Origin of the sequence: Mycobacterium sp. 1245805.9 (assembly GCF_001672915.1) — a bacterium.
Classification (GTDB): domain Bacteria; phylum Actinomycetota; class Actinomycetes; order Mycobacteriales; family Mycobacteriaceae; genus Mycobacterium.
The window spans coordinates 34,875-55,635 of the sequence record NZ_LZKR01000076.1; the positions used below are offsets into that span (position 1 = coordinate 34,875).

General features: G+C 66.9%; 23 protein-coding genes. 13 read left to right on the forward strand and 10 right to left on the reverse strand.

The features are described from left to right. Positions 1-85: 85 nt before the first annotated feature. The 6 genes from A9X00_RS11285 to A9X00_RS11310 are packed head-to-tail and all read right to left on the reverse strand — an operon-like array spanning position 86 to position 6,035. Entirely contained in the window at positions 86-1,255 is a 1,170-nt protein-coding gene (locus A9X00_RS11285; RefSeq protein WP_067152911.1) for a lipid-transfer protein, read from the reverse strand. After that, the gene (locus A9X00_RS11290; protein ID WP_067152913.1) at positions 1,255-1,656 is read right to left on the reverse strand and encodes a MaoC family dehydratase; all 402 of its coding nucleotides are present in this window, start codon (positions 1,654-1,656) and stop codon (positions 1,255-1,257) included. The genes A9X00_RS11285 and A9X00_RS11290 overlap by 1 nt, the downstream gene beginning before the upstream one ends. Beyond that, entirely contained in the window at positions 1,653-2,615 is a 963-nt protein-coding gene (locus A9X00_RS11295) for a bifunctional MaoC family dehydratase N-terminal/OB-fold nucleic acid binding domain-containing protein (RefSeq protein WP_067152915.1), read from the reverse strand. The genes A9X00_RS11290 and A9X00_RS11295 overlap by 4 nt, the downstream gene beginning before the upstream one ends. Further along, on the reverse strand, positions 2,612-3,775 hold the full coding sequence (gene fadE29, locus A9X00_RS11300) for an acyl-CoA dehydrogenase FadE29 (protein WP_067152917.1): 1,164 nt from the start codon (positions 3,773-3,775) through the stop codon (positions 2,612-2,614). Before fadE29 ends, A9X00_RS11295 begins: the two co-directional genes overlap by 4 nt. Further along, positions 3,766-4,779, reverse strand: coding sequence for an acyl-CoA dehydrogenase family protein (locus tag A9X00_RS11305; protein WP_067152919.1), 1,014 nt, complete (start codon positions 4,777-4,779; stop codon positions 3,766-3,768). Before A9X00_RS11305 ends, fadE29 begins: the two co-directional genes overlap by 10 nt. Positions 4,780-4,781: 2 nt before the next feature. After that, positions 4,782-6,035: a cytochrome P450 gene (locus A9X00_RS11310; protein WP_067152920.1), complete on the reverse strand. Its 1,254-nt coding sequence runs from the start codon at positions 6,033-6,035 to the stop codon at positions 4,782-4,784. A 193-nt stretch (positions 6,036-6,228) separates the two neighbouring features. Between A9X00_RS11310 and A9X00_RS11315 the strand changes: the two genes are divergently transcribed. From A9X00_RS11315 to A9X00_RS11325, 3 genes are read left to right on the forward strand one after another with little or no spacing between them, the layout of a single operon-like run. Then, a complete protein-coding gene (locus tag A9X00_RS11315; RefSeq protein WP_067152922.1) occupies positions 6,229-7,392 on the forward strand; it encodes a steroid 3-ketoacyl-CoA thiolase in 1,164 nt (387 codons plus the stop codon). 51 nt (positions 7,393-7,443) lie between these two features. Continuing rightward, positions 7,444-7,818, forward strand: coding sequence for a nuclear transport factor 2 family protein (locus tag A9X00_RS11320; protein ID WP_067152974.1), 375 nt, complete (start codon positions 7,444-7,446; stop codon positions 7,816-7,818). 22 nt (positions 7,819-7,840) lie between these two features. Further along, on the forward strand, positions 7,841-8,305 hold the full coding sequence (locus tag A9X00_RS11325) for a nitroreductase family deazaflavin-dependent oxidoreductase (RefSeq protein WP_067152924.1): 465 nt from the start codon (positions 7,841-7,843) through the stop codon (positions 8,303-8,305). Positions 8,306-8,367: 62 nt separating this feature from the next. On the opposite strand, the gene A9X00_RS11330 is transcribed toward A9X00_RS11325, so the two are convergent. Further along, positions 8,368-9,273 (reverse strand): SDR family oxidoreductase, encoded by a 906-nt coding sequence (locus A9X00_RS11330; protein ID WP_067152925.1) that lies wholly within the window; start codon positions 9,271-9,273, stop codon positions 8,368-8,370. Positions 9,274-9,287: 14 nt separating this feature from the next. Continuing rightward, the gene (locus A9X00_RS11335; RefSeq protein ID WP_082975068.1) at positions 9,288-10,046 is read right to left on the reverse strand and encodes an SDR family oxidoreductase; all 759 of its coding nucleotides are present in this window, start codon (positions 10,044-10,046) and stop codon (positions 9,288-9,290) included. 98 nt (positions 10,047-10,144) lie between these two features. On the opposite strand from A9X00_RS11335, the gene echA20 reads away from it, so the two are divergent. The 9 genes from echA20 to A9X00_RS11380 all read left to right on the forward strand — a co-directional run bounded on the left by echA20 (position 10,145) and on the right by A9X00_RS11380 (position 16,461). Next, positions 10,145-10,903: a (7aS)-7a-methyl-1,5-dioxo-2,3,5,6,7,7a-hexahydro-1H-indene-carboxyl-CoA hydrolase gene (gene echA20 / locus A9X00_RS11340; protein ID WP_067152929.1), complete on the forward strand. Its 759-nt coding sequence runs from the start codon at positions 10,145-10,147 to the stop codon at positions 10,901-10,903. Then, positions 10,900-11,784 carry a cholesterol ring-cleaving hydrolase subunit IpdA gene (ipdA, locus tag A9X00_RS11345; RefSeq protein ID WP_067152930.1) on the forward strand — a complete coding sequence of 295 codons (885 nt, stop codon included), beginning with the start codon at positions 10,900-10,902 and terminating at the stop codon, positions 11,782-11,784. Before echA20 ends, ipdA begins: the two co-directional genes overlap by 4 nt. Continuing rightward, the gene (ipdB, locus tag A9X00_RS11350; protein WP_067152932.1) at positions 11,781-12,530 is read left to right on the forward strand and encodes a cholesterol ring-cleaving hydrolase subunit IpdB; all 750 of its coding nucleotides are present in this window, start codon (positions 11,781-11,783) and stop codon (positions 12,528-12,530) included. The genes ipdA and ipdB overlap by 4 nt, the downstream gene beginning before the upstream one ends. Further along, positions 12,527-13,615 (forward strand): (3aS,4S,5R,7aS)-5-hydroxy-7a-methyl-1-oxo-octahydro-1H-indene-4-carboxyl-CoA dehydrogenase, encoded by a 1,089-nt coding sequence (gene ipdC / locus A9X00_RS11355; RefSeq protein ID WP_067152934.1) that lies wholly within the window; start codon positions 12,527-12,529, stop codon positions 13,613-13,615. The genes ipdB and ipdC overlap by 4 nt, the downstream gene beginning before the upstream one ends. 42 nt (positions 13,616-13,657) lie before the next feature. Then, positions 13,658-14,080 carry a nitroreductase family deazaflavin-dependent oxidoreductase gene (locus A9X00_RS11360; RefSeq protein WP_067152935.1) on the forward strand — a complete coding sequence of 141 codons (423 nt, stop codon included), beginning with the start codon at positions 13,658-13,660 and terminating at the stop codon, positions 14,078-14,080. A 68-nt stretch (positions 14,081-14,148) separates the two neighbouring features. Beyond that, on the forward strand, positions 14,149-14,796 hold the full coding sequence (locus A9X00_RS11365; RefSeq protein ID WP_067152937.1) for a SatD family protein: 648 nt from the start codon (positions 14,149-14,151) through the stop codon (positions 14,794-14,796). Further along, the gene (locus A9X00_RS11370; RefSeq protein ID WP_067152939.1) at positions 14,793-15,539 is read left to right on the forward strand and encodes a hypothetical protein; all 747 of its coding nucleotides are present in this window, start codon (positions 14,793-14,795) and stop codon (positions 15,537-15,539) included. Before A9X00_RS11365 ends, A9X00_RS11370 begins: the two co-directional genes overlap by 4 nt. Before the next feature lie 19 nt (positions 15,540-15,558). Further along, the gene (locus tag A9X00_RS11375) at positions 15,559-15,987 is read left to right on the forward strand and encodes a helix-turn-helix transcriptional regulator (protein WP_067152941.1); all 429 of its coding nucleotides are present in this window, start codon (positions 15,559-15,561) and stop codon (positions 15,985-15,987) included. Positions 15,988-16,029: 42 nt separating this feature from the next. Continuing rightward, positions 16,030-16,461 carry a VOC family protein gene (locus A9X00_RS11380; protein WP_067152942.1) on the forward strand — a complete coding sequence of 144 codons (432 nt, stop codon included), beginning with the start codon at positions 16,030-16,032 and terminating at the stop codon, positions 16,459-16,461. A gap of 84 nt (positions 16,462-16,545) precedes the next feature. On the opposite strand, the gene fadA6 is transcribed toward A9X00_RS11380, so the two are convergent. After that, a complete protein-coding gene (gene fadA6, locus A9X00_RS11385) occupies positions 16,546-17,706 on the reverse strand; it encodes a steroid 3-ketoacyl-CoA thiolase FadA6 (RefSeq protein ID WP_067152944.1) in 1,161 nt (386 codons plus the stop codon). Between the two features lie 88 nt (positions 17,707-17,794). Continuing rightward, complete coding sequence (gene kstR2 / locus A9X00_RS11390) at positions 17,795-18,397, reverse strand: TetR family transcriptional regulator KstR2 (protein WP_156772037.1); 603 nt, start codon at positions 18,395-18,397, stop codon at positions 17,795-17,797. Between the two features lie 225 nt (positions 18,398-18,622). Here kstR2 and A9X00_RS11395 point away from each other — a divergent pair, with 225 nt between their 5' ends. Beyond that, positions 18,623-20,245 carry a PPE family protein gene (locus A9X00_RS11395; RefSeq protein ID WP_067152948.1) on the forward strand — a complete coding sequence of 541 codons (1,623 nt, stop codon included), beginning with the start codon at positions 18,623-18,625 and terminating at the stop codon, positions 20,243-20,245. Positions 20,246-20,761: the final 516 nt, after the last annotated feature.

The window sequence follows — 20,761 nt, forward strand, 5'->3', positions numbered from 1 at the left end:
TTCAGCCATCAACACGTTGTCGAGCGTGCGGCTGGCCGCACACTCGTGCGCGAGCGTGCGGCTGGCCGCACACTCGGCGGAAAAGCTAGCCGAGGATCAGGCCCGAGGTGGGCACGCCGGTACCCGCGGTGACGACGACGTGCTCGACGTCGGGCACCGGGTTCACCGATGTCCCACGCAATTGCCGCACACCCTCCGCGATGCCGTTCATGCCGTGGATGTAGGCCTCGCCGAGTTGACCGCCGTGGGTGTTGATCGGCAACCTGCCACCCACCTCGATGGCGCCGTCGGCGATGAAGTCCTTCGCCTCGCCGCGACCGCAGAATCCCAACTCCTCCAACTGAATCAGGGTGAACGGCGTGAAGTGGTCGTAGAGGATGGCGGTCTGGATGTCGGTCGGCGACAGGCCGGACTGCTCCCAGAGCTGCCGGCCCACGACGCCCATCTCGGGCAGACCGAGTTCGGGGCGGTAGTAGCTGACCATCGTGTACTGGTCGGGGCTGGCGCCCTGGGCCGCCGCCTCGATGACGGCCGGCCGCTGCTTGAGGTCACGCGCGCGCTCCACCGACGTCACGACGAGGGCCACCGCTCCGTCGGTTTCCTGGCAGCAGTCCAGCAGCCGCAGCGGCTCGGCGATCCACCGGGAATTCTGGTGGTCCTCAATGGTTATCGGCTTCTCGTAGAAGTACGCCTTGGGGTTCTTGGCGGCGTGCTTGCGGTCCGCCACCGAGACCGCACCGAAGTCGCGGCTCGTCGCGCCCGACCAGTGCATGTACCGCTGCGCGATCATCGCGACCTGCGCGGCCGGCGTCGACAGCCCGTGTGGGTAAGAGAACGAATTGTCCGCCGCGGTCGAATCGGCTTGCACGCCTGCATTTCCCACCAGCCGGGTCTGCACTTGCCCGAAGCGCTGGCCGGAGCGTTCGTTGAACGCCCGGTAGGCCACCACGACGTCCGCCAGCCCGGTCGCGACAGCCGCCGCGGCATGCGCGACGGTCCCGCACGCGGCACCCCCGCCGTACCCCGTCTGGGCGAAGAACCTCAGGTCACCGATGCCGGTCGCCCGCGCCACGGCGGTCTCGTTGTTGCTGTCCATCGTGAACGTCGTGAGCCCGTCGACGTCGGACGGGCTCAAACCGGCGTCGTCCAATGCGTCAAGGACCGCCTCGGCCGCCAGCCGCAGCTCGCTTCGGCCGGAATTCTTCGAGAAGTCGGTAGCGCCAATGCCGACGATGGCGGCCTTACCCGACAGCATTAGGCGTCCCCAATCGTGAGCGTGGCGGTAGCGATGACATGGTCGCCAAGGCTGTTGCGGCCCACCACCTTAACCGTGATCAGCCCGTCCTCCACCGCCGTCACCTCACCGGAGAAGGTGGTCGTGTCATAGGCGTACCACGGCACGCCCAGCCGCAGCCCGATCGATTTGATCAACGCCGTCGGCCCCGCCCAGTCGGTCAGGAAGCGCTGCACCAGCCCGGTGTCGGTGAGGATGTTGACGAAGATGTCCTTGGACCCCTTGGCCTGCGCCAGATCCCGGTCGTGGTGCACGTCCTGGAAGTCGCGGGTGGCGATGGCCGTCGAGATGATGAACGTGGGGGTGCCCTCGATCTTGAGCTCGGGCAGCTTCGTACCCACTTCGATGGCGGGTGCGCTCATGCTTGGGGCTCCCATGCGTACAGGGTCCATTCGGGGCCGGACTCCCCCGCGGGAAAGTCGATATAGGTTGCCCGGACGGGCATTCCGATCTTCACCGCGGCGGCGTCCACCCCCCGCAGCTCGCCCAGCATGCGGACACCCTCTTCGAGTTCCACCAGCGCGATTACGAATGGCAGCGTGCGCCCCGGCACCTTCGGCGCGTGGTGCACCACGAAGCTGTACACCGTGCCCCTACCGCCGGCCACCACGTAGTCGATCGGCTGCTCTTTGTCCTGCCACACCGCCGGCACCGGCGGATGCTGCAGGCTTCCGTCGGGCCGCCGCTGAATGCGCAACTCGTGAGCCGCCACGCCTTCCCAGAAGAAGGCGGTGTCGCGCGACACCGCGGGGCGCATCATGGCGTCGGCGTCCAGATCCTCCGGCACCGAAGACGGGGTCGCGGCGGCCTCGCGAGGCTTGAATTTGAGTATCCGCCAGGCCATCTCGGCGACATTCTCGTCGCCGACGCGCCAGGTGATGTGCTGATTGATGAACCAGCCCTCACCGAGCGCGGTCTGCTTGGGGCCGACCACGTCGCGCATTTCGGAGTGGACGGTCACGTGCTCGCCCGGCCGCAGATACCGGTGGTAGGTCTGCTCGCAGTTGGTGGCGACCACGCCGACATAGCCTGCGTCGTCGAACAGTTCCATGAGGGGGCCCATGGGATCGTCGGTCGGACGTTCACCGCCCAGGCCGAACATCGTCCACACCTGGATCATCGCCGGCGGCGCCACCAGTCCGGGATGGCCGGCCGCGCGCGCCGCGGCCTCGTCGGTGTAGATCGGGTTGCGGTCGCCGATGGCCTCGACCCAGTTGTTGATGATCGGCTGGTTCACCGGATCCCGGCCCGTGCGGGGCGCGGCTACGACGGTGGACGTGATCTCGGCGACGGCCTTCTTGATGGTGTCCGCGTCCGTCATCGGGGCACCCGCGGCACCTTGAGGCCGGCGGCCGCGATCATTTCACGCATCACTTCGTTAACGCCTCCACCGAAGGTGATCACCAGGTTGCGCTTGGTTTGCGAGTCCAGCCAACGCAGCAGCTCGGCGGTCTCCGGTTCCGCCGGATTTCCATACTTGCCGACGACTTCCTCGGCGAGTCGGCCGATGTACTGAATACGCTCGGTGCCAAAGACTTTCGTTGACGCGGCGTCGGCCACGTTGATGTCCTCGCCGGCCGCGGCGACCTGCCAGTTCAGCAGCTCGTTGATCCGCCACATCGCGTAGATCTCGCCGAGCGCCCGCTTGACGTCCTCGTGGTCGATCGGCGTGACGCCGTCGCCGCCCGGTTTGGACGCCCAGGCGTGCAGCCGGTCGTAGATGCCGGCGGTGCGGCCCGCGGGACCCAGCATCACCCGCTCGTTGTTGAGCTGCGTGGTGATCAGCCGCCAGCCGCCGTTCTCCTCGCCGACCAGCATGTCGGCGGGCACCCGAACGTCGTTATAGTACGTGGCGTTGGTGTGGTGGGCGCCGTCGGACAGGATGATCGGCGTCCAGGAGTATCCGGGATCCTTCGTGTCGACGATCAGGATCGAGATGCCTTTGTGCTTCACGGCTTCCGGGTCGGTGCGGCAGGCCAGCCAGATGTAGTCGGCGTCATGCGCCCCGGTGGTGAAGATCTTCTGGCCGTTGACGATGTACTCGTCGCCGTGGCGCACCGCGGTGGTGCGCAGGGACGCCAGGTCGGTGCCCGCCTCGGGCTCGGTGTAGCCGATCGCGAAATGGACCTCACCGGCCAGGATCGCCGGCAGGAACTTCTTCTTCTGCGCCTCGCTGCCGAATTGCTGCAGAACCGGACCCACGGTCTGCAGCGTCACCGCGGGCAACGGCACGTCGGCCCGGTGCGCCTCGTTGACGAAGATCGACTGCTCGATCGGGCCGAAACCCAAGCCGCCGAACTCCTTTGGCCACCCAACCCCCAGCTTTCGGTCCTTGCCCATTCGCCGGATCACCGCGCGATAGGCCTCGTTGTGCCGGTCCTGCTCCATCGCCTTCATCTCGTCGGACGAGATCAGGGTCGAAAAGTATTCCCGCAGTTCGGCTTGCAGCTGCCGCTGCTCGGGGGTCAGGTCTATGAACATTGCGCTCCCACCAGGTCAAGGCGAAGAGACGGCCCGCCGAGCAGGCGGGTCAGGTCTTTGATCGTGGAGTAGTACCGGTGCATGGGGTACGTGATGTCCATGCCCATGCCGCCGTGCAGGTGATGGCACGTCTGCATCACCGGCGGCGCCTGCGACGTGATCCAGTAGCCAAGGACGTCCAGGTCGCTATCGGCGTCACGCCCTTCGGACAGCCGCCAGACCACCGACTTCGACGCCAAATCGATGGTGCGTGAAGCGATGTAGACCTCCGCGAGCTGCGCCGCCACGGTCTGGAACGTCGACAAGGGCTTGCCGAACTGCTTGCGGTTGGCGACGTAGTCGGCGGTCAGCCGCAGCGCCCCTGCGACCAACCCGTCGGCGTACGCGCCGATCGCCGCCAGCGCCAGCTGGTTGACCCGGCGCGCCGAGGCGCCCGCCAACACGTCCGAATCACCAACCGCCACACCGTCAAACGTGACGGTGTACTCGTCCGAGCCGTTCGACGTCGGCGTGCTCACCAGCCGCACACCCTCGGCCTTGGGCGACACAACCACCACCGCGCTGTCGGCGGTCACGATCATCCACTCGGCTTGCTCGGCGTAGGCCACCCCGATCTTGGTGCCCGACAACCGCCCGCCCGCGAACGTCACGCCGGGCCGATCGGGTAGTGCCGCGCCGGGCTCGTTGAGCGCCGCGGTCAACACCGAACCCTTCACGACCCCGGCCAGGTAACGGTCCTGCTGCTCATCGGACGCCAGGTCGAGTAGCGGCACCACGCCGAAACCCAGCGTGGCCAGCGCCGGCGTGATGGCGCCGTGGCGGCCGACTTCGGTCAGCACCGTGGCAACCTCGGGCAGACCCACCCCATCGCCCCCAAGGCGTTCGGGAACCGGCAGCGCCGTCACGCCCCCGCTGACCAGCGCCTCCCACGAAAGATCCCGGTCCAGCACCGACGTCGCCACGTCGGCGACGGCCTGCTGTTCGGCGGTGAGATCGAAGTCCATTGTCAGTGCGCCACCGGGCATTTACCGGTGTAGTCCACCTGCCAGCGCTTGATGCCGTTGAGCCAGCCCGAGCGCAGCCGCTCCGGCTCGGAGATCGGCTTGATGTCGGGCATGTGGTCGGCCACGGCGTTGAAGATCAGGTTGATCGTCAGCTTGGCCAGGTTCGCGCCGATGCAGTAGTGCGCACCGGTGCCGCCAAAACCGACGTGCGGGTTGGGATCCCGCAAGATGTTGAAGGTGTAGGGGTCGTCGAAGATCTCTTCGTCGAAATTGGCCGAGCGGTAGAACAGCACCACCCGCTGGCCTTTCTTGATCTGCACGCCGGAGAGTTCGTAGTCCTCCAGAGCGGTCCGCTGGAAACAGGTGACCGGGGTGGCCCAGCGGACGATCTCGTCGGCGGTGGTCTCCGGGCGCTCCTTCTTGAACAGCTCCCACTGGTCGGGGAAGTCGGCGAACGCCATCATCCCCTGCGTGATCGAGTTGCGGGTTGTCTCGTTGCCGGCCACCGCGAGCATCATCACGAAGAAGCCGAACTCGTCGTCGGACAGCTTTTCCCCGTCGATGTCGGCGTTGATCAGCGTGGTGACGATGTCGTCGCCGGGCTTCTCCGCCTTGATGGCGGCCATCTGCATCGCGTAGTTGAGCACCTCGAACGACGACGTCTTGGGATCGATGTCGGCATACTCGGGGTCGTCATTTCCGGTCATCTCGTTCGACCAGCGGAACAGCTTTTCACGGTCCTCCTGCGGCACCCCGAGCAAGCCGGCGATCGCCTGCAGCGGGAGCTCGCAAGACACCTGCTCGACGAAGTCCCCGGAACCGGCGGCCGCCGCGTCCCGGGCGATCTTCTGGGCGCGCTCCCGGAGCTCGTCCTCCAGGCGCCCCACGGCCCGCGGGGTGAAGCCGCGCGAGATGATCTTGCGCAGCCGGGTGTGGTGCGGCGCGTCCATGTTGAGCATGACGAACCGCTGCAGCTCGATGTCCTCGCGCGCGATGTCCTCGTTGAACCGCGGGATCACGCAGTTCTCGTAGCTGGAGAAGACGTCGCTGCGCCGCGAGATCTCCTTGACGTCGTTGAGCTTGGTGATCGCCCAGAAGCCGCCGTCGTGGAACCCGCCGCCGTGGCCCGGGGCCTGCTCGTTCCACCAGATCGGTGCGGTCGAACGCACCTCCGCAAACTCTTCGACCGGAATCCGCTCCGCGTAGATGTCGGGGTCGGTGAAATCGAACCCGGGCGGAAGGTTGGGGCTGGGCACGCTACTTCTCCTTACTGCTGGTCCCTATGCTGGTCCTGCGACTGGCTCTGCGACTCCCCAGTGACTGGCGATCCCAGGACACTAGCTCTCCTAGTGGAGCTCTGCTGCCAGTAAAACATGCCTCCACCGTAGAAAAAAGGCGCCGACGCATCGTCGCTTGTCATAGTAATGAAACGTGTTCTAGCCTGACCGCATGGGTAACCCGGTAATTGTCGAAGCCACCCGCAGCCCGATCGGCAAGCGCAATGGCTGGCTCTCAGGACTGCACGCCACCGAGCTGCTGGGCGCGGTGCAAAAGGCACTCGTCGAAAAGGCCGGCATCGACGCAGGTGACGTGGAACAGGTCGTCGGCGGCTGCGTGACGCAATTCGGCGAGCAGTCCAACAACATCACCCGGGTGAGCTGGCTCGTCGCCGGGCTGCCGGAGCACGTCGGCGCGACGACGGTGGACTGCCAGTGCGGCAGCAGCCAGCAGGCCAACGGCCTGGTCGCCGGCCTGATCGCAGCGGGCGTCATCGACATCGGCATCGCGTGCGGGATCGAGGCCATGAGCCGCGTCGGGCTCGGCGCCAACGCCGGCCCCGACCGCAGCATCCTGCGGCCGGCCTCGTGGGACATCGACCTGCCCGACCAGTTCACCGCCGCCGAGCGGATCGCCAAGCGCCGTGGCATCACCCGCGAGGACATCGACGCCTGGGGCTTGCAGTCGCAGCTGCGCGCCAAGCAGGCGTGGGCCGAGGGCCGGTTCGACCGCGAAATCTCGCCGATCGAGGCACCGGTGCTCGACGAGCAGAAGCAGCCCACCAGCGAGCGCCACATGGTGTCCCGCGACCAGGGGCTTCGCGACACCACCCTGGAGGGCCTGAGCCAGCTCAAGCCGGTCATCGAGGGCGGCATCCACACGGCGGGCACCTCGTCGCAGATCTCCGACGGTGCCGCCGCGGTGTTGTGGATGGACGAGGACAAGGCCAAGGCGCTGGGGCTGCGTCCCCGCGCCCGGATCGTCAGCCACGCGCTCGTCGGCGCCGAGCCCTACTACCACCTGGACGGCCCGGTGCAGTCGACGGCGAAGGTGCTGGAGAAGGCCGGGATGAAGATGGGCGACATCGACATCACCGAGATCAACGAGGCCTTCGCGTCGGTGGTGCTGTCCTGGGCGCGCGTCCACGAGCCCGACATGGCCAAGGTCAACGTCAACGGCGGGGCGATCGCGCTCGGGCACCCGGTGGGCAGCACCGGCAGCCGGCTGATCACCACCGCCCTGCACGAGCTCGAGCGCACCGACCAGACGACCGCGCTGATCACCATGTGCGCGGGCGGCGCCCTGTCCACTGGCACCATCATCGAACGCATCTAGCGCCCGGCGACGATGCAGAGCGCGAAGCGCGATGAGGAGGCGGGCAATCCAATGGGCGTCTCCGAGGCCGACCGCATCGCGGCGGCCCAGGCGTACATCGACGCACTGGTCACCCACGACGCCGACGCCGTCCCGTTCGCGCCGGATTGCACCCGGATCGAGGTGGGCCTCAAATCCGGATTCTCCGGAAATCACTTGCGGCGCAGCCTGAATCGCGGACCGCAATACCGCATCATCTCGGCCACGACGACGCCGCAGTACACCGTCTCCGGCGACGAGGTGCGCGCCGTGTACGACGTGCTGACCAGGGTCTCGTTCGGCGGGCGGCGGGTCGCGTCGCGGGTCGACGAGACCTTCGTGATACCGGAATCCGACGGGCTGATCCATCACATCAGGGCCAGGTTGCGTCCGTTCATTCAGCGCTAGCCCGGCCGTAGGATCTACAGTCATGCCGAAATCAAAACCACGCGCTTTGAACGCGCCGTGGGTCGACTTGTTCCTGAAGTGGATGGCCAAGGGCAACACCTGGATCTACAAGCGCAGCAACGGAAAACTTGGCGGCACCTTCCAGAACGCTCCGGTCGCATTGCTCACCACGACTGGCCGTAAGACCGGCGAACCACGCGTCAGCCCACTCCTCTATCTGCGTGAGGGCGACCGCGTGATCCTCGGCGCATCCCGGGGCGGCAGCGACAAGCATCCGCTGTGGTACCTCAACCTCAAGGCCAATCCCAAAGTGTCCGTGCAGATCAAAGACGAGATCTTGTCGCTGACGGCCCGCGACGCCACTGATGCCGAGCGCCAGGAGTATTGGCCCAAGATGGTCGCCATGTATCCCACGTTCGAGGACTACCAGTCGTGGACCGACCGGACCATCCCGATCGTCATCTGCGACCCCGCGCCGAGCGTGTAGCCACTGCGAAAAATTGGCGAAAATCTCGCAACAGCTTCACTTTCGGCGCGAGTGGTTGGCTCCTAGGCCCCGTAAACGGGGACGGGCGGGCGAGCCTTGGCAAGCAGGTCAGCGACGACGGGTCCGAGCTCGGCCGGATCCCACCGGGCGCCCTTGTCGATCTGCGGGCCGTGCGCCCAGCCCTCGGCGACCCGGATCTTGCCGCCCTCGACCTCGAACACCTTGCCGGTGACGTCGCGGGATTCGGCGCTGCCCAGCCAGACGACCAGCGGCGAAATGTTCTCGGGCGCCATGGCGTCGAAATCCTGGTCCTGCGTGGCCATCATCTCGGCGAAGACGGTCTCGGTCATGCGGGTCCGCGCCGACGGCGCGATGGCGTTGACTGTGACGCCGTAGCGCCCCATCTCGGCGGCGCCGACGAGCGTCATCGCCGCGATGCCCGCCTTCGCGGCGCTGTAGTTACCCTGCCCGACGCTGCCCTGCAGGCCCGCACCGGAACTGGTGTTGATGATCCGCGCGTCGACCGTCTTGCCCTCTTTCGACAACCCTCGCCAATACGACGCGGCGTGCCGCATGGTGGCGAAGTGCCCCTTGAGGTGCACGGCGATGACGGCGTCGAACTCCTCCTCGCTGGTGTTGGCCATCATCCGGTCGCGGACGATGCCGGCGTTGTTCACCAAAACGTCCATGCCACCGAAGGTTTCGACGGCGTTCTGGATCAGCCCGGCCGCCTGGTCCCAGTCGGCGATGTTGGATCCGTCGGCGACGGCCTCGCCACCGGCCGCGGTGATCTCGTCGACCACGCCCTGGGCGGCGCTGCCGCCGCCCGCCGGCGAGCCGTCCAGGCCCACCCCGATGTCGTTGACCACCACGCGCGCGCCCTCGGCCGCGAAGGCCAGCGCATGCGCGCGACCGATACCGCCGCCCGCTCCGGTGACGATGACGACCCGGCCGTCAACCAAACCCATTGTTCGTGTCTCCTCTACTTGATCGCACTGGCATTCGTTGTGGCCAGGTAGTGCGGCGGCTCGCCGCCGCCATGCACCTCCAGCGAGGCGCCGCTGATGTAGCACGCCGCGTCCGAGGCCAAAAACGCTGCGGCCCAACCGACATCCGCCGGCTTGGCCAGCCGGCCCAGCGGCACGTTCTTCGAGATCGCCGCGATCGACTCGGCGTCGCCGTAGAACAGGTCGGCCTGTTCGGTCTCGACCATCCCGACCACACAGGCGTTGACCCGCACCTTGGGTCCCCATTCCACCGCCAGGGTCTGGGTGAGGCTCTCCAGGCCGGCCTTGGCGGCCCCGTACGCGCCGGTCCCCGGCGATGGCCGCCGGCCGGACAGGCTGCAGATGTTGACGATCGACCCACCGCCCGGCTGGTCCTGCATCTTGTCGTTGGCGAACTGCGAAACCAGCAGCGCACCAATGAGGTTGAGCTCGATGATCTTGCGGTTGAATTTGGGGCTGGATTCCGCGGTCGGCACGTAGGGCGACCCACCGGCGTTGTTGACGACGACGTCCAACCGGCCGTGCTTATCGACGATGGAGTCGATCAGCGACTTGACGGCCTCCTCGTCGCGCACGTCGCACGGGTGGAACTCGTACGGCGAGCCCTCGACGGGCCGGCGCGCGCAGGTGATCACGGTGGCGCCCTGCTCGGCGAAAACCGAGCTGATGCCGGCGCCGACGCCGCGCACGCCGCCCGTGACCAGAACCACCCGCCCAGCCAGCCCGAGGTTGATGCCTTCCGAAAGGGGCGAGCCTGCTTCGGCGGGAGTCACTGTGCTAGCGTACCAAGCAAGTGCTTGCTTAGGTAGTTACCCCACAAGGAAGTGGCACCTTGCCCATCACAACCACCACCACCGAACCGGGCATCGTCGCGGTCACCGTCGACTACCCGCCCGTCAACGCCATCCCGTCGCGCGGCTGGTTCGAATTGGCCGACGCCATCACGGCCGCCGGCGCCAATCCCGAGACCCACGCGGTGATCCTGCGGGCCGAAGGCCGGGGCTTCAACGCGGGCGTGGACATCAAGGAGATGCAGCGCACCGAGGGATTCACCGCGCTGATCGACGCCAACCGCGGCTGCTTTGCCGCCTTTCGCGCCGTCTACGAATGCGCCGTGCCGGTGATCGCGGCCGTGAACGGATTCTGCGTCGGCGGCGGCATCGGCCTGGTCGGCAATTCCGACGTCATCGTGGCCTCCGACGACGCCACGTTCGGGCTGCCGGAGGTCGAACGCGGCGCGCTCGGCGCGGCAACGCACCTGTCGCGGCTGGTGCCGCAGCATCTGATGCGGCGGCTGTTCTTCACCGCCGCCACCGTGGACGCCGCCACCCTGCACCACTTCGGCTCGGTGCACGAGGTGGTGCCCCGGGACCAGCTGGACGAGGCCGCGTTGCGGGTCGCCCGCGACATCGCCGCCAAGGACACGCGCGTCATCCGCGCGGCCAAGGAGGCGCTCAACCTCATCGACGTGCAACGGGTCAACTCGAGTTACCGCATGGAACAAGGCTTTACGTTCGAGCTCAACCTCGCCGGGGTGGCCGACGAGCACCGCGATGCGTTCGCCGGGACGACGAAGGGTGAAAAGTCGTGAGCGACAAGCGAACCACCCTCGACGACGCCGTCGCGCAGCTGCGCAGCGGCATGACGATCGGCATCGGCGGCTGGGGCTCCCGGCGCAAGCCCATGGCCTTCGTGCGGGCGATGCTGCGCACTGACGTCGCGGACCTGACGGTTGTCACCTATGGCGGACCCGACCTCGGGCTGCTGTGCTCGGCGGGCAAGGTCAAGCGCGTCTACTACGGATTCGTGTCGCTGGACTCCGCGCCGTTCTACGACCCGTGGTTCGCCAAGGCCCGCACCAGCGGCGCCATCGAAGCCCGCGAGATGGACGAGGGCATGCTGCGCTGCGGGTTGCAGGCGGCGGCGCAGCGCCTGCCGTTCCTGCCGATCCGCGCCGGCCTGGGCAGTTCGGTTCCCGACTTCTGGGAGGGCGAGCTGCGGACGGTCACCAGCCCCTACCCCGCGCCCGGCGGCGGCCACGAGACGCTGCTCGCGATGCCGGCCCTGCGCCTGGACGCCGCCTTCGTGCACCTCAATCTCGGTGACAGCCAAGGCAATGCGGCCTACAGCGGCATCGACCCCTACTTCGACGACCTCTTCCTGATGGCCGCCGACAAACGCTACCTGTCGGTGGAACGCGTCGTGCCGACCGAGGAACTGGTCAAGGCGGTGCCGCCGCAGGCCCTGCTGGTGAACCGGATGATGGTCGACGCGGTCGTGGAGGCTCCCGGCGGGGCCCACTTCACCACCGCCGCACCGGATTACGGGCGCGACGAGAAGTTTCAGCGCCACTACGCCGAGGCGGCGTCCACCGACGAGGGCTGGCAGAGCTTCGTCCAGACCTACCTGTCGGGCAGCGAGGACGACTACCAGGCCGCCGTTCGCGCGTTCGGAGAGGAGGCCGCGAGATGAGCACCCGAGCGGAGGTCTGCGCGGTCGCCTGCGCCGAGTTGTTCAGGGACGCGGGCGAAATCATGATCAGCCCGATGACGAACATGGCGTCCGTCGGGGCGCGGCTGGCCCGGCTCACCTTCTCGCCGGACATCCTGCTGACCGACGGCGAGGCGCAGCTGCTGGCGGACACCCCCGCGCTCGGCGAAGCCGGGCGCCCAAAAAACATCGAGGGCTGGATGCCCTTCGGCCGGGTGTTCGAGACGCTGGCCTGGGGCCGCCGGCACGTCGTGATGGGCGCCAATCAGGTGGATCGCTTTGGCAATCAGAACATCTCGGCGTTCGGCCCGCTGCAGCACCCCACCCGGCAGATGTTCGGCCTGCGTGGCGCGCCCGGAAACGCGATCAACCACGCGACCAGCTACTGGGTGGGCAACCATTCCAAGCGGGTGTTCTGCGAGGCGGTCGACGTGGTGTGCGGCATCGGCTGGGACAAGATCGATGCGGACAACCCGGCGTTCCGGTTCGCCAACCCGTACCGGGTGGTCTCCAACCTCGGGGTGTTCGACTTCAACGGGCCCGGCAGGACGATGCGGGCGGTGTCCCTGCACCCCGGTGTGTCGCCCGATGACGTCCGGGAGAACACGTCGTTCGAGGTGGATGGCCTCGACGAGGCGGGAGAGACCCGGCTGCCGACCGACGACGAGCTGCGCCTGATCCGTGAGGTCATCGACCCGAAGGCGCTGCGCGACAGGGAGATCCGTTGACCAGGCTGCGGACGCCGCTGACCGAGCTGGTCGGCGTCGAGCATCCGGTGGTGCAGACCGGGATGGGCTGGGTCGCCGGTGCCCGGCTGGTGTCCGCGACGGCCAATGCGGGCGGGCTGGGCATCCTGGCGTCGGCGACCATGACCCTGGACGAGTTGGCGACGGCCATCAGCAAGGTCAAGGCGGCGACCGACAAGCCGTTCGGCGTGAACATCCGCGCCGATGCTGCCGACGCGGGTGACCGAGTCGAGTTGATGATCCGCGAGGGTGTCAAGGTGGCGTCGTTCGCGTTGGCGCCCAAGCAGGAACTGATCGCGCGGCTCAAAGACGCCGGGGCGGTGGTCATTCCGTCGATCGGCGCGGCCAAACACGCGCGCAAGGTCGCGGGCTGGGGCGCCGACGCGATGATCGTGCAGGGCGGCGAGGGCGGCGGCCACACCGGGCCCGTCGCGACCACGCTGCTGCTGCCGTCGGTGCTGGACGCCGTGCAGGGCAGCGGGATCCCGGTGATCGCGGCCGGCGGATTCTTCGACGGGCGCGGCCTCGCGGCGGCGTTGTCGTACGGGGCCGCCGGCGTGGCGATGGGCACGAGGTTTTTGCTCACCTCGGATTCCACCGTGCCCGACGCGGTCAAACGCCGCTACCTCGAGGCGGCGCTGGACGGCACGGTCGTCACCACCCGAGTCGACGGCATGCCGCACCGGGTGCTGCGCACCGGGCTGGTCGAGAAGCTGGAAAGCGGTTCGCCCGTTAGGGGTTTGGCGGCGGCGGTGGGCAATGCGGCGAAGTTTAAGAAGATGTCGCAGATGACCTGGCGATCGATGATCCGCGACGGCCTGGCGATGCGGCATGGCAAGGAGCTGACCTGGTCGCAGGTGGTGATGGCGGCGAACACCCCGATGCTGCTGAAAGCCGGGCTGGTCGAGGGCAACACCGAGGCCGGCGTGCTGGCGTCCGGTCAGGTGGCCGGCATCCTGGACGACCTGCCGTCGTGCGCCGAGCTGATCGAATCGATCGTGCGCGACGCGATCGCCCACCTGAAGGCCGCGACGGCGCTGGTCGAAGAACCCTCAGCGGTGGACTAAGGACCCTGGCCGTCGCGCGTGGCGCCGCGCCATCCTGGAGCAATGAGTGCGCTGACACCGGGCTCTTGGCCCACTCCGCTTCTGAACGCCGTTCGCGCTTCCAACAAGTACCTCCTCAACCCGTTGATGGTGCAGCTGGCCGGCCACAAACACTGGTACGCGGCGGCGATCACGCACACCGGGCGGCGCTCGGGCAAGCAGTACACCACACCGGTGGTCGCGGAGCGCATCGCCGACGGCTTCGTCATACCGCTGCCCTATGGCACGGACGTGGATTGGTTGCGGAACGTGCGTGCGGCGGGGCGAGCGACGATCTCGTCCCAGGGCGAAGACTACGAGGTGGCGCAGCCCGAGATCATCGACGCGGCGGAGGCCCTGCCCATGCTGTCGGCCCAACGCCGACGCACCTTTGAGCGGGTCGGCATCGGCGGATACCTGAGGCTCACGGACCATTCGCCAAATTGAACAGCAGGCACTGGCGGCGCGATTAAGCTATTTTCTAAATTAGCCGTAAATGAAGCTATAATCTTTATATGGCTAAGGTGAAGGCTATAACTTCACTGCGCGCGACGTTGATCGGCGACGTCGTTGGGTCCCGGCGCGCGCGCGACCGGCCGGCGCTGCATCGCCGCGTCGCCACCGCCTTGGGGGAGGTCGCCGGCGGTGCCGTCGACCCGCCCGCCTTCACCGTGGGTGATGAATTCCAGGGCAGCTACCAGACCGTCGGTGCCGCCATCGACGCCGCGTTGACGGTGCGCCTGCTGCTGGCACCCGAGACCGATGTCCGGTTCGGGATCGGCTGGGGCACGGTCGCCATCCTCGACGCCGACGCCGGGATCCAGGACGGGCCGGGTTGGTGGACCGCCCGGGCGGCCATCCAGCAGACGGCCGAGGCCCAGCGGCAGCCCGGCTTCATGCTGGTGCGCACCACGTTCCGGGCGGACGGGGACACGCGCACCGACGTCGCCGCCGTCAACGCCGCCCTGATTTGTCGGGACCATCTGCTTGGATCGCTCGATGAAAGATCGTTACGGATTGTGAGGGGCTTGATGGCGGGGCGGACCAAGAAGGAACTCGCCGCGGCGGAGGGCATCAGCCCTTCCGCGGTCTCCCAGCGGGCGGCCCGCGACGGTCTGGACCTGATTGTCCGTGCCTCCCAATATCTTCGGAGTTTGCCATGAGCGCCGTCGCGGTGCTGCTGATCGCGGTCGGGATCGCCGACCTATGCCGACGGGCGGTCCGCGCGGCCTGGCCCCCGCTAGTGATCGGTCCGGTCGTGGTCGCGGGCTGCGCGACACTGGGTGCGCTATGGCATCGCGGCGATACGCCGCTGCTCGTGCTGGCGGCCGCCGCGGCCGTCGTCTGGGAGTGGCTATGCCTGCGCGCCGAGGGCAGCGGCCGTCAGCAGGCGGCCCCCTTGGCCGTGTTCGCCGCCGCGCTGGTGCTGCTGATCGTGCTGTCCGGATGGTCATCTCCGGTCAAAGGCGTGATCGCGCGGTGGTCCGGCTGGGTGCAGCTGCCGCTGAGCCACGTGACGCCCAGCCGGCTGCTGATGATCGTCGCGGTGGTGCTGGCGCAGTTCGCCACCGGAAATCAGTTGGTGCGCCTCGTGCTTGGCTCGGTGGGCGCGGTGCGTCCGGCCGGCGAGCCGCAGCCGTCGGACCGGCTCAAGGGCGGCCGGCTGCTGGGCCCAATGGAACGCCTGCTGATCCTGAGCCTCGGCGTCGGCGGGCAGGTGGCCGCAGCCAGCGCCGTCGTCGCCGCCAAGGGCATCATCCGCTTTCCCGAGCTCAGCGCCCAAAAGAACCGCAACGGCGACGTCGACGTCGGCATCGACGAGGTGACCGAGTACTTCCTGGTGGGCAGCTTCACGAGCTGGCTGCTGGCCTTGGGCGGGATCGCGCTGGTGCTGGCCGCCCGGTGACGGCGGGCAGACTGGGGAGGTGGCATCTGCACCGGTCGCCCGGCACCTGCTTCGGGCCAAAGACCTCGTCGACGCGCGTTACTACGAACCGCTTTTCGTCGCCGACCTGGCGGCGGCCGCAGGCCTGTCCCCGGCGCACTTCAGTCGACGCTTCAAGGCGACGTTCGGCGAGTCGCCACACCAGTACCTGCTGACGCGGCGGCTGGAACGAGCCGCCGCATTGCTGCGCACGACCGACTGGACGGTGGCCGCCGTTTGCATCGCTGTGGGCTGGGAAAGCGTCGGCTCGTTCACGACGAGCTTTCGCCGCATGTTCGGCGTGACGCCACAGAGCTACCGGGCCACCTTCCCACCCGCGGAGCGTTACCTACGAATTCCGCGCTGCGTCGCGCTGGCCTACGGACGGCCACAAAACCGCACGTTTCGAGAAGACGACGGACCCGCGTAATCCGTAGCGTCGAGGCAACGCAACAAAGTCAGGAGAGAGCCGATGCTTAAGATCGCCAACGCGCAGTTCTGGGTGCACGACCAAGAGGCAGCGCTGGAGTTCTACACCAAAACCCTCGGATGGGAAGTCCGGGCCGACGTGACGATGCAGGCATGGAACTTCCGGTGGCTGTGCGTCGGACCCGTCGAGCAGGACGACGTCGGGCTGGTGTTGATGCCCGTTCCGGGACCACCGATGCTCGACGCGGCGGCCAGCGCGCAACTGGCCGAGCTGGTGGCCAAGGGAGCCGGCGGCACCTTGTTCCTGGAGACCGACGATTGCCAAGCCGCCTACGACGAATTGTCTGCTCGCGGCATCACGTTCAACGATCCTCCCACGCCGCAGGCCTACGGTATCGACACGTCCTTCCGTGACCCGTCCGGCAACAACATTCGGCTCACCCAAGTGCTCGAGTTCGATCCGGCCCGCGGCTGACCGGTCGCATCCCGCGCCGAGCGTGCGCAGTTGTACGCGATCTGCGGCGTGTCGGCGTCCAAACACGCACGCTCGGCAAAGAAACTAGAGCCGTTCGATGATCGTGACGTTGGCCGTGCCGCCGCCCTCGCACATCGTCTGCAGTCCGTAGCGGCCGCCGATGCGCTCGAGCTCGTTGAGCATGGTGGTGAACAGCTTGGCGCCGGTGGCGCCGAGCGGATGACCGAGGGCGATCGCGCCGCCGTTGGGGTTGACCTTTTCGGGGTCGGCCTTGATCTCCTTGAGCCACGCCAGAACCACCGGCGCGAACGCCTCGTTGATCTCGACGGTATCGATGTCTTCGATTGAGAGGCCGGTCTTTTCCATTGCGTAGCGGGTCGCCGGGATGGGCCCGGTCAGCATGAACACCGGGTCGGCGGCGCGGGCGCTGATGTGGTGGATGCGGGCCCGGGGCTTCAACCCGTGGTCTTTGACGGCCTGCTCGGAGGCCAGCAGCACCGCGCTGGCGCCGTCGGAGATCTGGCTGGCCATCGCCGCCGTCAGCCGACCACCCTCGACGAGGGTCTTCAGGCCGGCCATCTTCTCCAGCGACGACTCACGCGGGCCCTCGTCGACCCGGAATGGGCCGGATTCGGTTTCGACAGTGATGATTTCGTTGTCGAAGTGTCCGCTGCGGATGGCCGCGAACGCACGCTCGTGGCTGGTCAGCGAGTAGCGCTCCATCTCTTCGCGGGACAGGTTCCACTTCTCGGCGATCATCTCCGAGCCACGGAACTGCGAGATCTCCTGGTCGCCGTAGCGGTGCAGCCACTGCTTGGATTCGCTGGTGGGCGAGGTGAACCCGAACTGCTCGCCGACGGTCATTGCCGACGAGATCGGGATCTGGCTCATGTTCTGCACGCCACCGGCCACGATGAGGTCGGCCGTCCCCGACATGATCGCCTGGGCGCCAAAGGAAATCGCCTGCTGGCTGGAACCGCACTGCCGGTCGACCGTGACGCCGGGCACCTCCTCGGGATAACCGGCGGCCAGCCACGAGAGTCGGGCGATGTTGCCCGCCTGCCCGCCGATGGCGTCGACGCAACCGGCGATCACGTCCTCGACGGCGGCCGGGTCGACGTCGACTCGGTCGAGCAGTCCGCGCCAACCCAGGGCGCCCAGGTCGACGGGATGGATCCCGGCCAATGCGCCGTTGCGCTTGCCGACCGCGGTACGTACAGCGTCGATGACGTACGCCTCAGCCATTGTGTCGCTCCTCCTCATCGCTTCGTCCCCCTCGCCGCTGCGCGGCTGGGGGCGCCCCCACTGCATCGTCGCCGACACGGGCCATCTTTCAGACTCCTTCTTTGGTAATCCCACCAAGGACAATGGCGAGATATTGCTGACCCACCTGCTGCGCGGTGAGCGGTCCGCCGGGTTGATACCAGCGCACCGACACCCAGGTGGTGTCACGGATGAAACGGTAGACAAGGTCGACATTGAGGTCGGGCCGGAAGCAGCCCTCGTCGATGCCCTGATTGAGCACCTCGACCCACATCTTGCGTTGTTGGCGGTTCATGTCCTCGATGTAGGAGAACCGGGCCTGCGACAGCAGCCGTTTGGCCTCGTCCTGGTAGATGACGACCTGCGCATGACGATCCTCGATCGCCTCGAACGACGCCATGAACAGCCCTTTGAGCCGCTCCAGCGGATTGGGCTCGCTGTCGATGATTTCGCGGTATCGGGTGAACAGCCACTCCAGGAATTCGCGGAGCAGCTCGTCGACCATCTCCTCCTTGGAGGAGAAATGGTGGTAGAGGCTGCCGGACAGGATGCCCGCGCCGTCGGCGATGTCGCGCACGGTGGTGGCGCGCAGACCGCGCTCGGCGAACATGGTCGCGGCGAGCGCAAGCAACTCGTCTCGCCGGCTGTTAGCCTGACCGGCCACTCGGTCCACCCGATCAGGGTATCAACCAAGCGCTTGCTCGGCCAGCGAGGGCGCGGGTTTGCCCCCCATCACCGACGCGGCCTCCGCGCCACGGTGGCGGAAAATTCGCGGGTTTCGAAGTGAGCGGAATTCAGCCAAAACCGGGAGAAACCCCCCGGCAGCGTCGTATTCTCACCGACGTTGGGGGCCAGCCCGATGCCGATAAATGGGTTCCAAGCGTGGAGGTCAACGGTCATGAGTTTCTTGGTGTTACCCCCGGAAATCAATTCCACACTGATATTTAGCGGCGCCGGATCTGCACCGATGCTGGAGGCCGCTGCGGCATGGAACGCTCTGGCCGATGAGCTGGGAGCGGCGGCGGATTCGTTTTCCTCGGTGATCTCGGGGCTGGCGGGTCAAGCATGGCAGGGGCCGGCGTCGCAGGCAATGACGGCCGCGGCGGGTCCATATTCGAGCTGGCTCAGCTCGGCCTCCGCCCAGGCCGCGGGCGCGGCCGGCCAGGCGCAGGCGGTAGCCAGTGCGTTCGAGGCGGCGCAGGCGGCAACGATCCATCCGCTGGCGGTGGCGGCCAACCGGAATTCCTTTGTGCAGGCAGTGATGTCGAATTGGTTTGGGCTCAACGCGCCGGCGATCGCCGAACTTGAGGGCGACTACGAGGCGATGTGGGCCCAGGACGTGGCGGCGATGGTGGGCTATCACGGCGGGGTGTCCGCGGCGGCCGCACAATTGGTGCCCGCGCAGACGTTGCAAGACATCATCGCCACGCTGCCCAACCTGGGCATCGGCAACCTCGGCAACGGCAACCTGGGCAACGGCAACAAAGGCAGCGGCAACCTCGGCAGCGGAAACACCGGCAACTCCAACCTGGGCGGCGGAAACGTCGGCAACGCCAACATCGGCTTTGGGAATTTCGGCGAGGCCAGCATGATGACCGGAGATCCGGGCGGTTATAACTTCGGCATCGGTAACCAGGGCAACGGCAACTTCGGCTTGGGCAACCTCGGCAATGCGAACATCGGCGGCGGGAACACCGGCAATGGCAACGTCGGCTTCGGGCTTACGGGTAACAATCTGATCGGTGTCGGGAATGCTTATTACAACTCGGCGACCGGTCAATTCGCTTTCGCCGGGCTGAACTCGGGCACCGGCAACATCGGGTTCGGGAATTCCGGAACGAACAACATCGGCTTTTTCAACTCGGGCAGCGGCAACATCGGCATCTTCAACTCGGGCGTCAATACCCTTGTGCCGGGTGGGGCCGGAGTTGTGGGCAGCATCAACAACGTTGGCATCGGAAACTCCGGCGTCTTGAACTTCGGATTCGGGAACTCGAATAGTCTCGGCACGGGCTTCGGGAACGCGGGCCAGTCCGACACCGGCTTCTGGAATTCGGGCAACACCGCCACAGGCTTCGGAAATTCGGGCGACGCCAACACGGGCTTCTGGAACGCGGGTGACGTCAATACGGGCTTTGGGAATTCGGGCAATACAAATACGGGTTTCTTGAATTCTGGCAACGTGAACACCGGCATCGGGTTCACCACCGACAGCGGCCAGGTGAACTCGGGATTCAACAACACCGGTAAGGGTGAATCGGGCTTCGGGAACACCGGCCAGTTTGTGTCGGGCTTCTTCAACTCGGCCAGCGGCGGCACCGCCTTCAACGGAGACGTCTCGGGCCTCTTCAACAAAGTCAGCGGCGGTTCGGTTAGCGACAGCGATGTCTCGGGCTTCTTCAACACCGGCGTCACGGGTCCCATTATCGGCGCCGGGAGCGGCCCCTTCAGCGGCGATCTCTCCGGCTTGGGCAACCTGGGCACCGGCATCGCGGGTCTGTTTAACCTCGCCCGCCTGTAGCCCATCCATGCTCATGGCGGCCAGGCCTCAGGGCTTGGCAGCTTGCCCGACGTCGTCTTTTCCGGAAACTTGTTCCGGGGCACGAAGCCACGCATCAGCGGCGACCACTCGGGCTTGTGCAATTTCGGCAGCATCGCCGGCTTGCTCAACATTCAACAAGTCCTGAAGCAATTCCTGTAATCCATCAAAAGGGCCTCGTGAGCGGCCTCGACTCGGGCTTGCTGAACATCGGCACCGGTTTCGCGGGCCTCTTCAGCCTCGGCCGCCTGTAACGGGTCGGGTTCGCCGCCTTCAGCATGGGCAACCTGGCGTCGGGGATCTTCAACCTCAGTCACGTGTTGCCCTACTCGCTAACGGACGCTGGTTCGGAACCGAAATCACCTCTCCGGTCGGGTAACTCGAGTCGACCATCGCGCTTTCGGGCAGCGGCTGGGACCACAATGGGGAAGATTCCCGATTTTTTGAGCCCACCGACGCAGGCCGTCCATAAGTTCTGCTTTGGGTCATTTGTTGGGA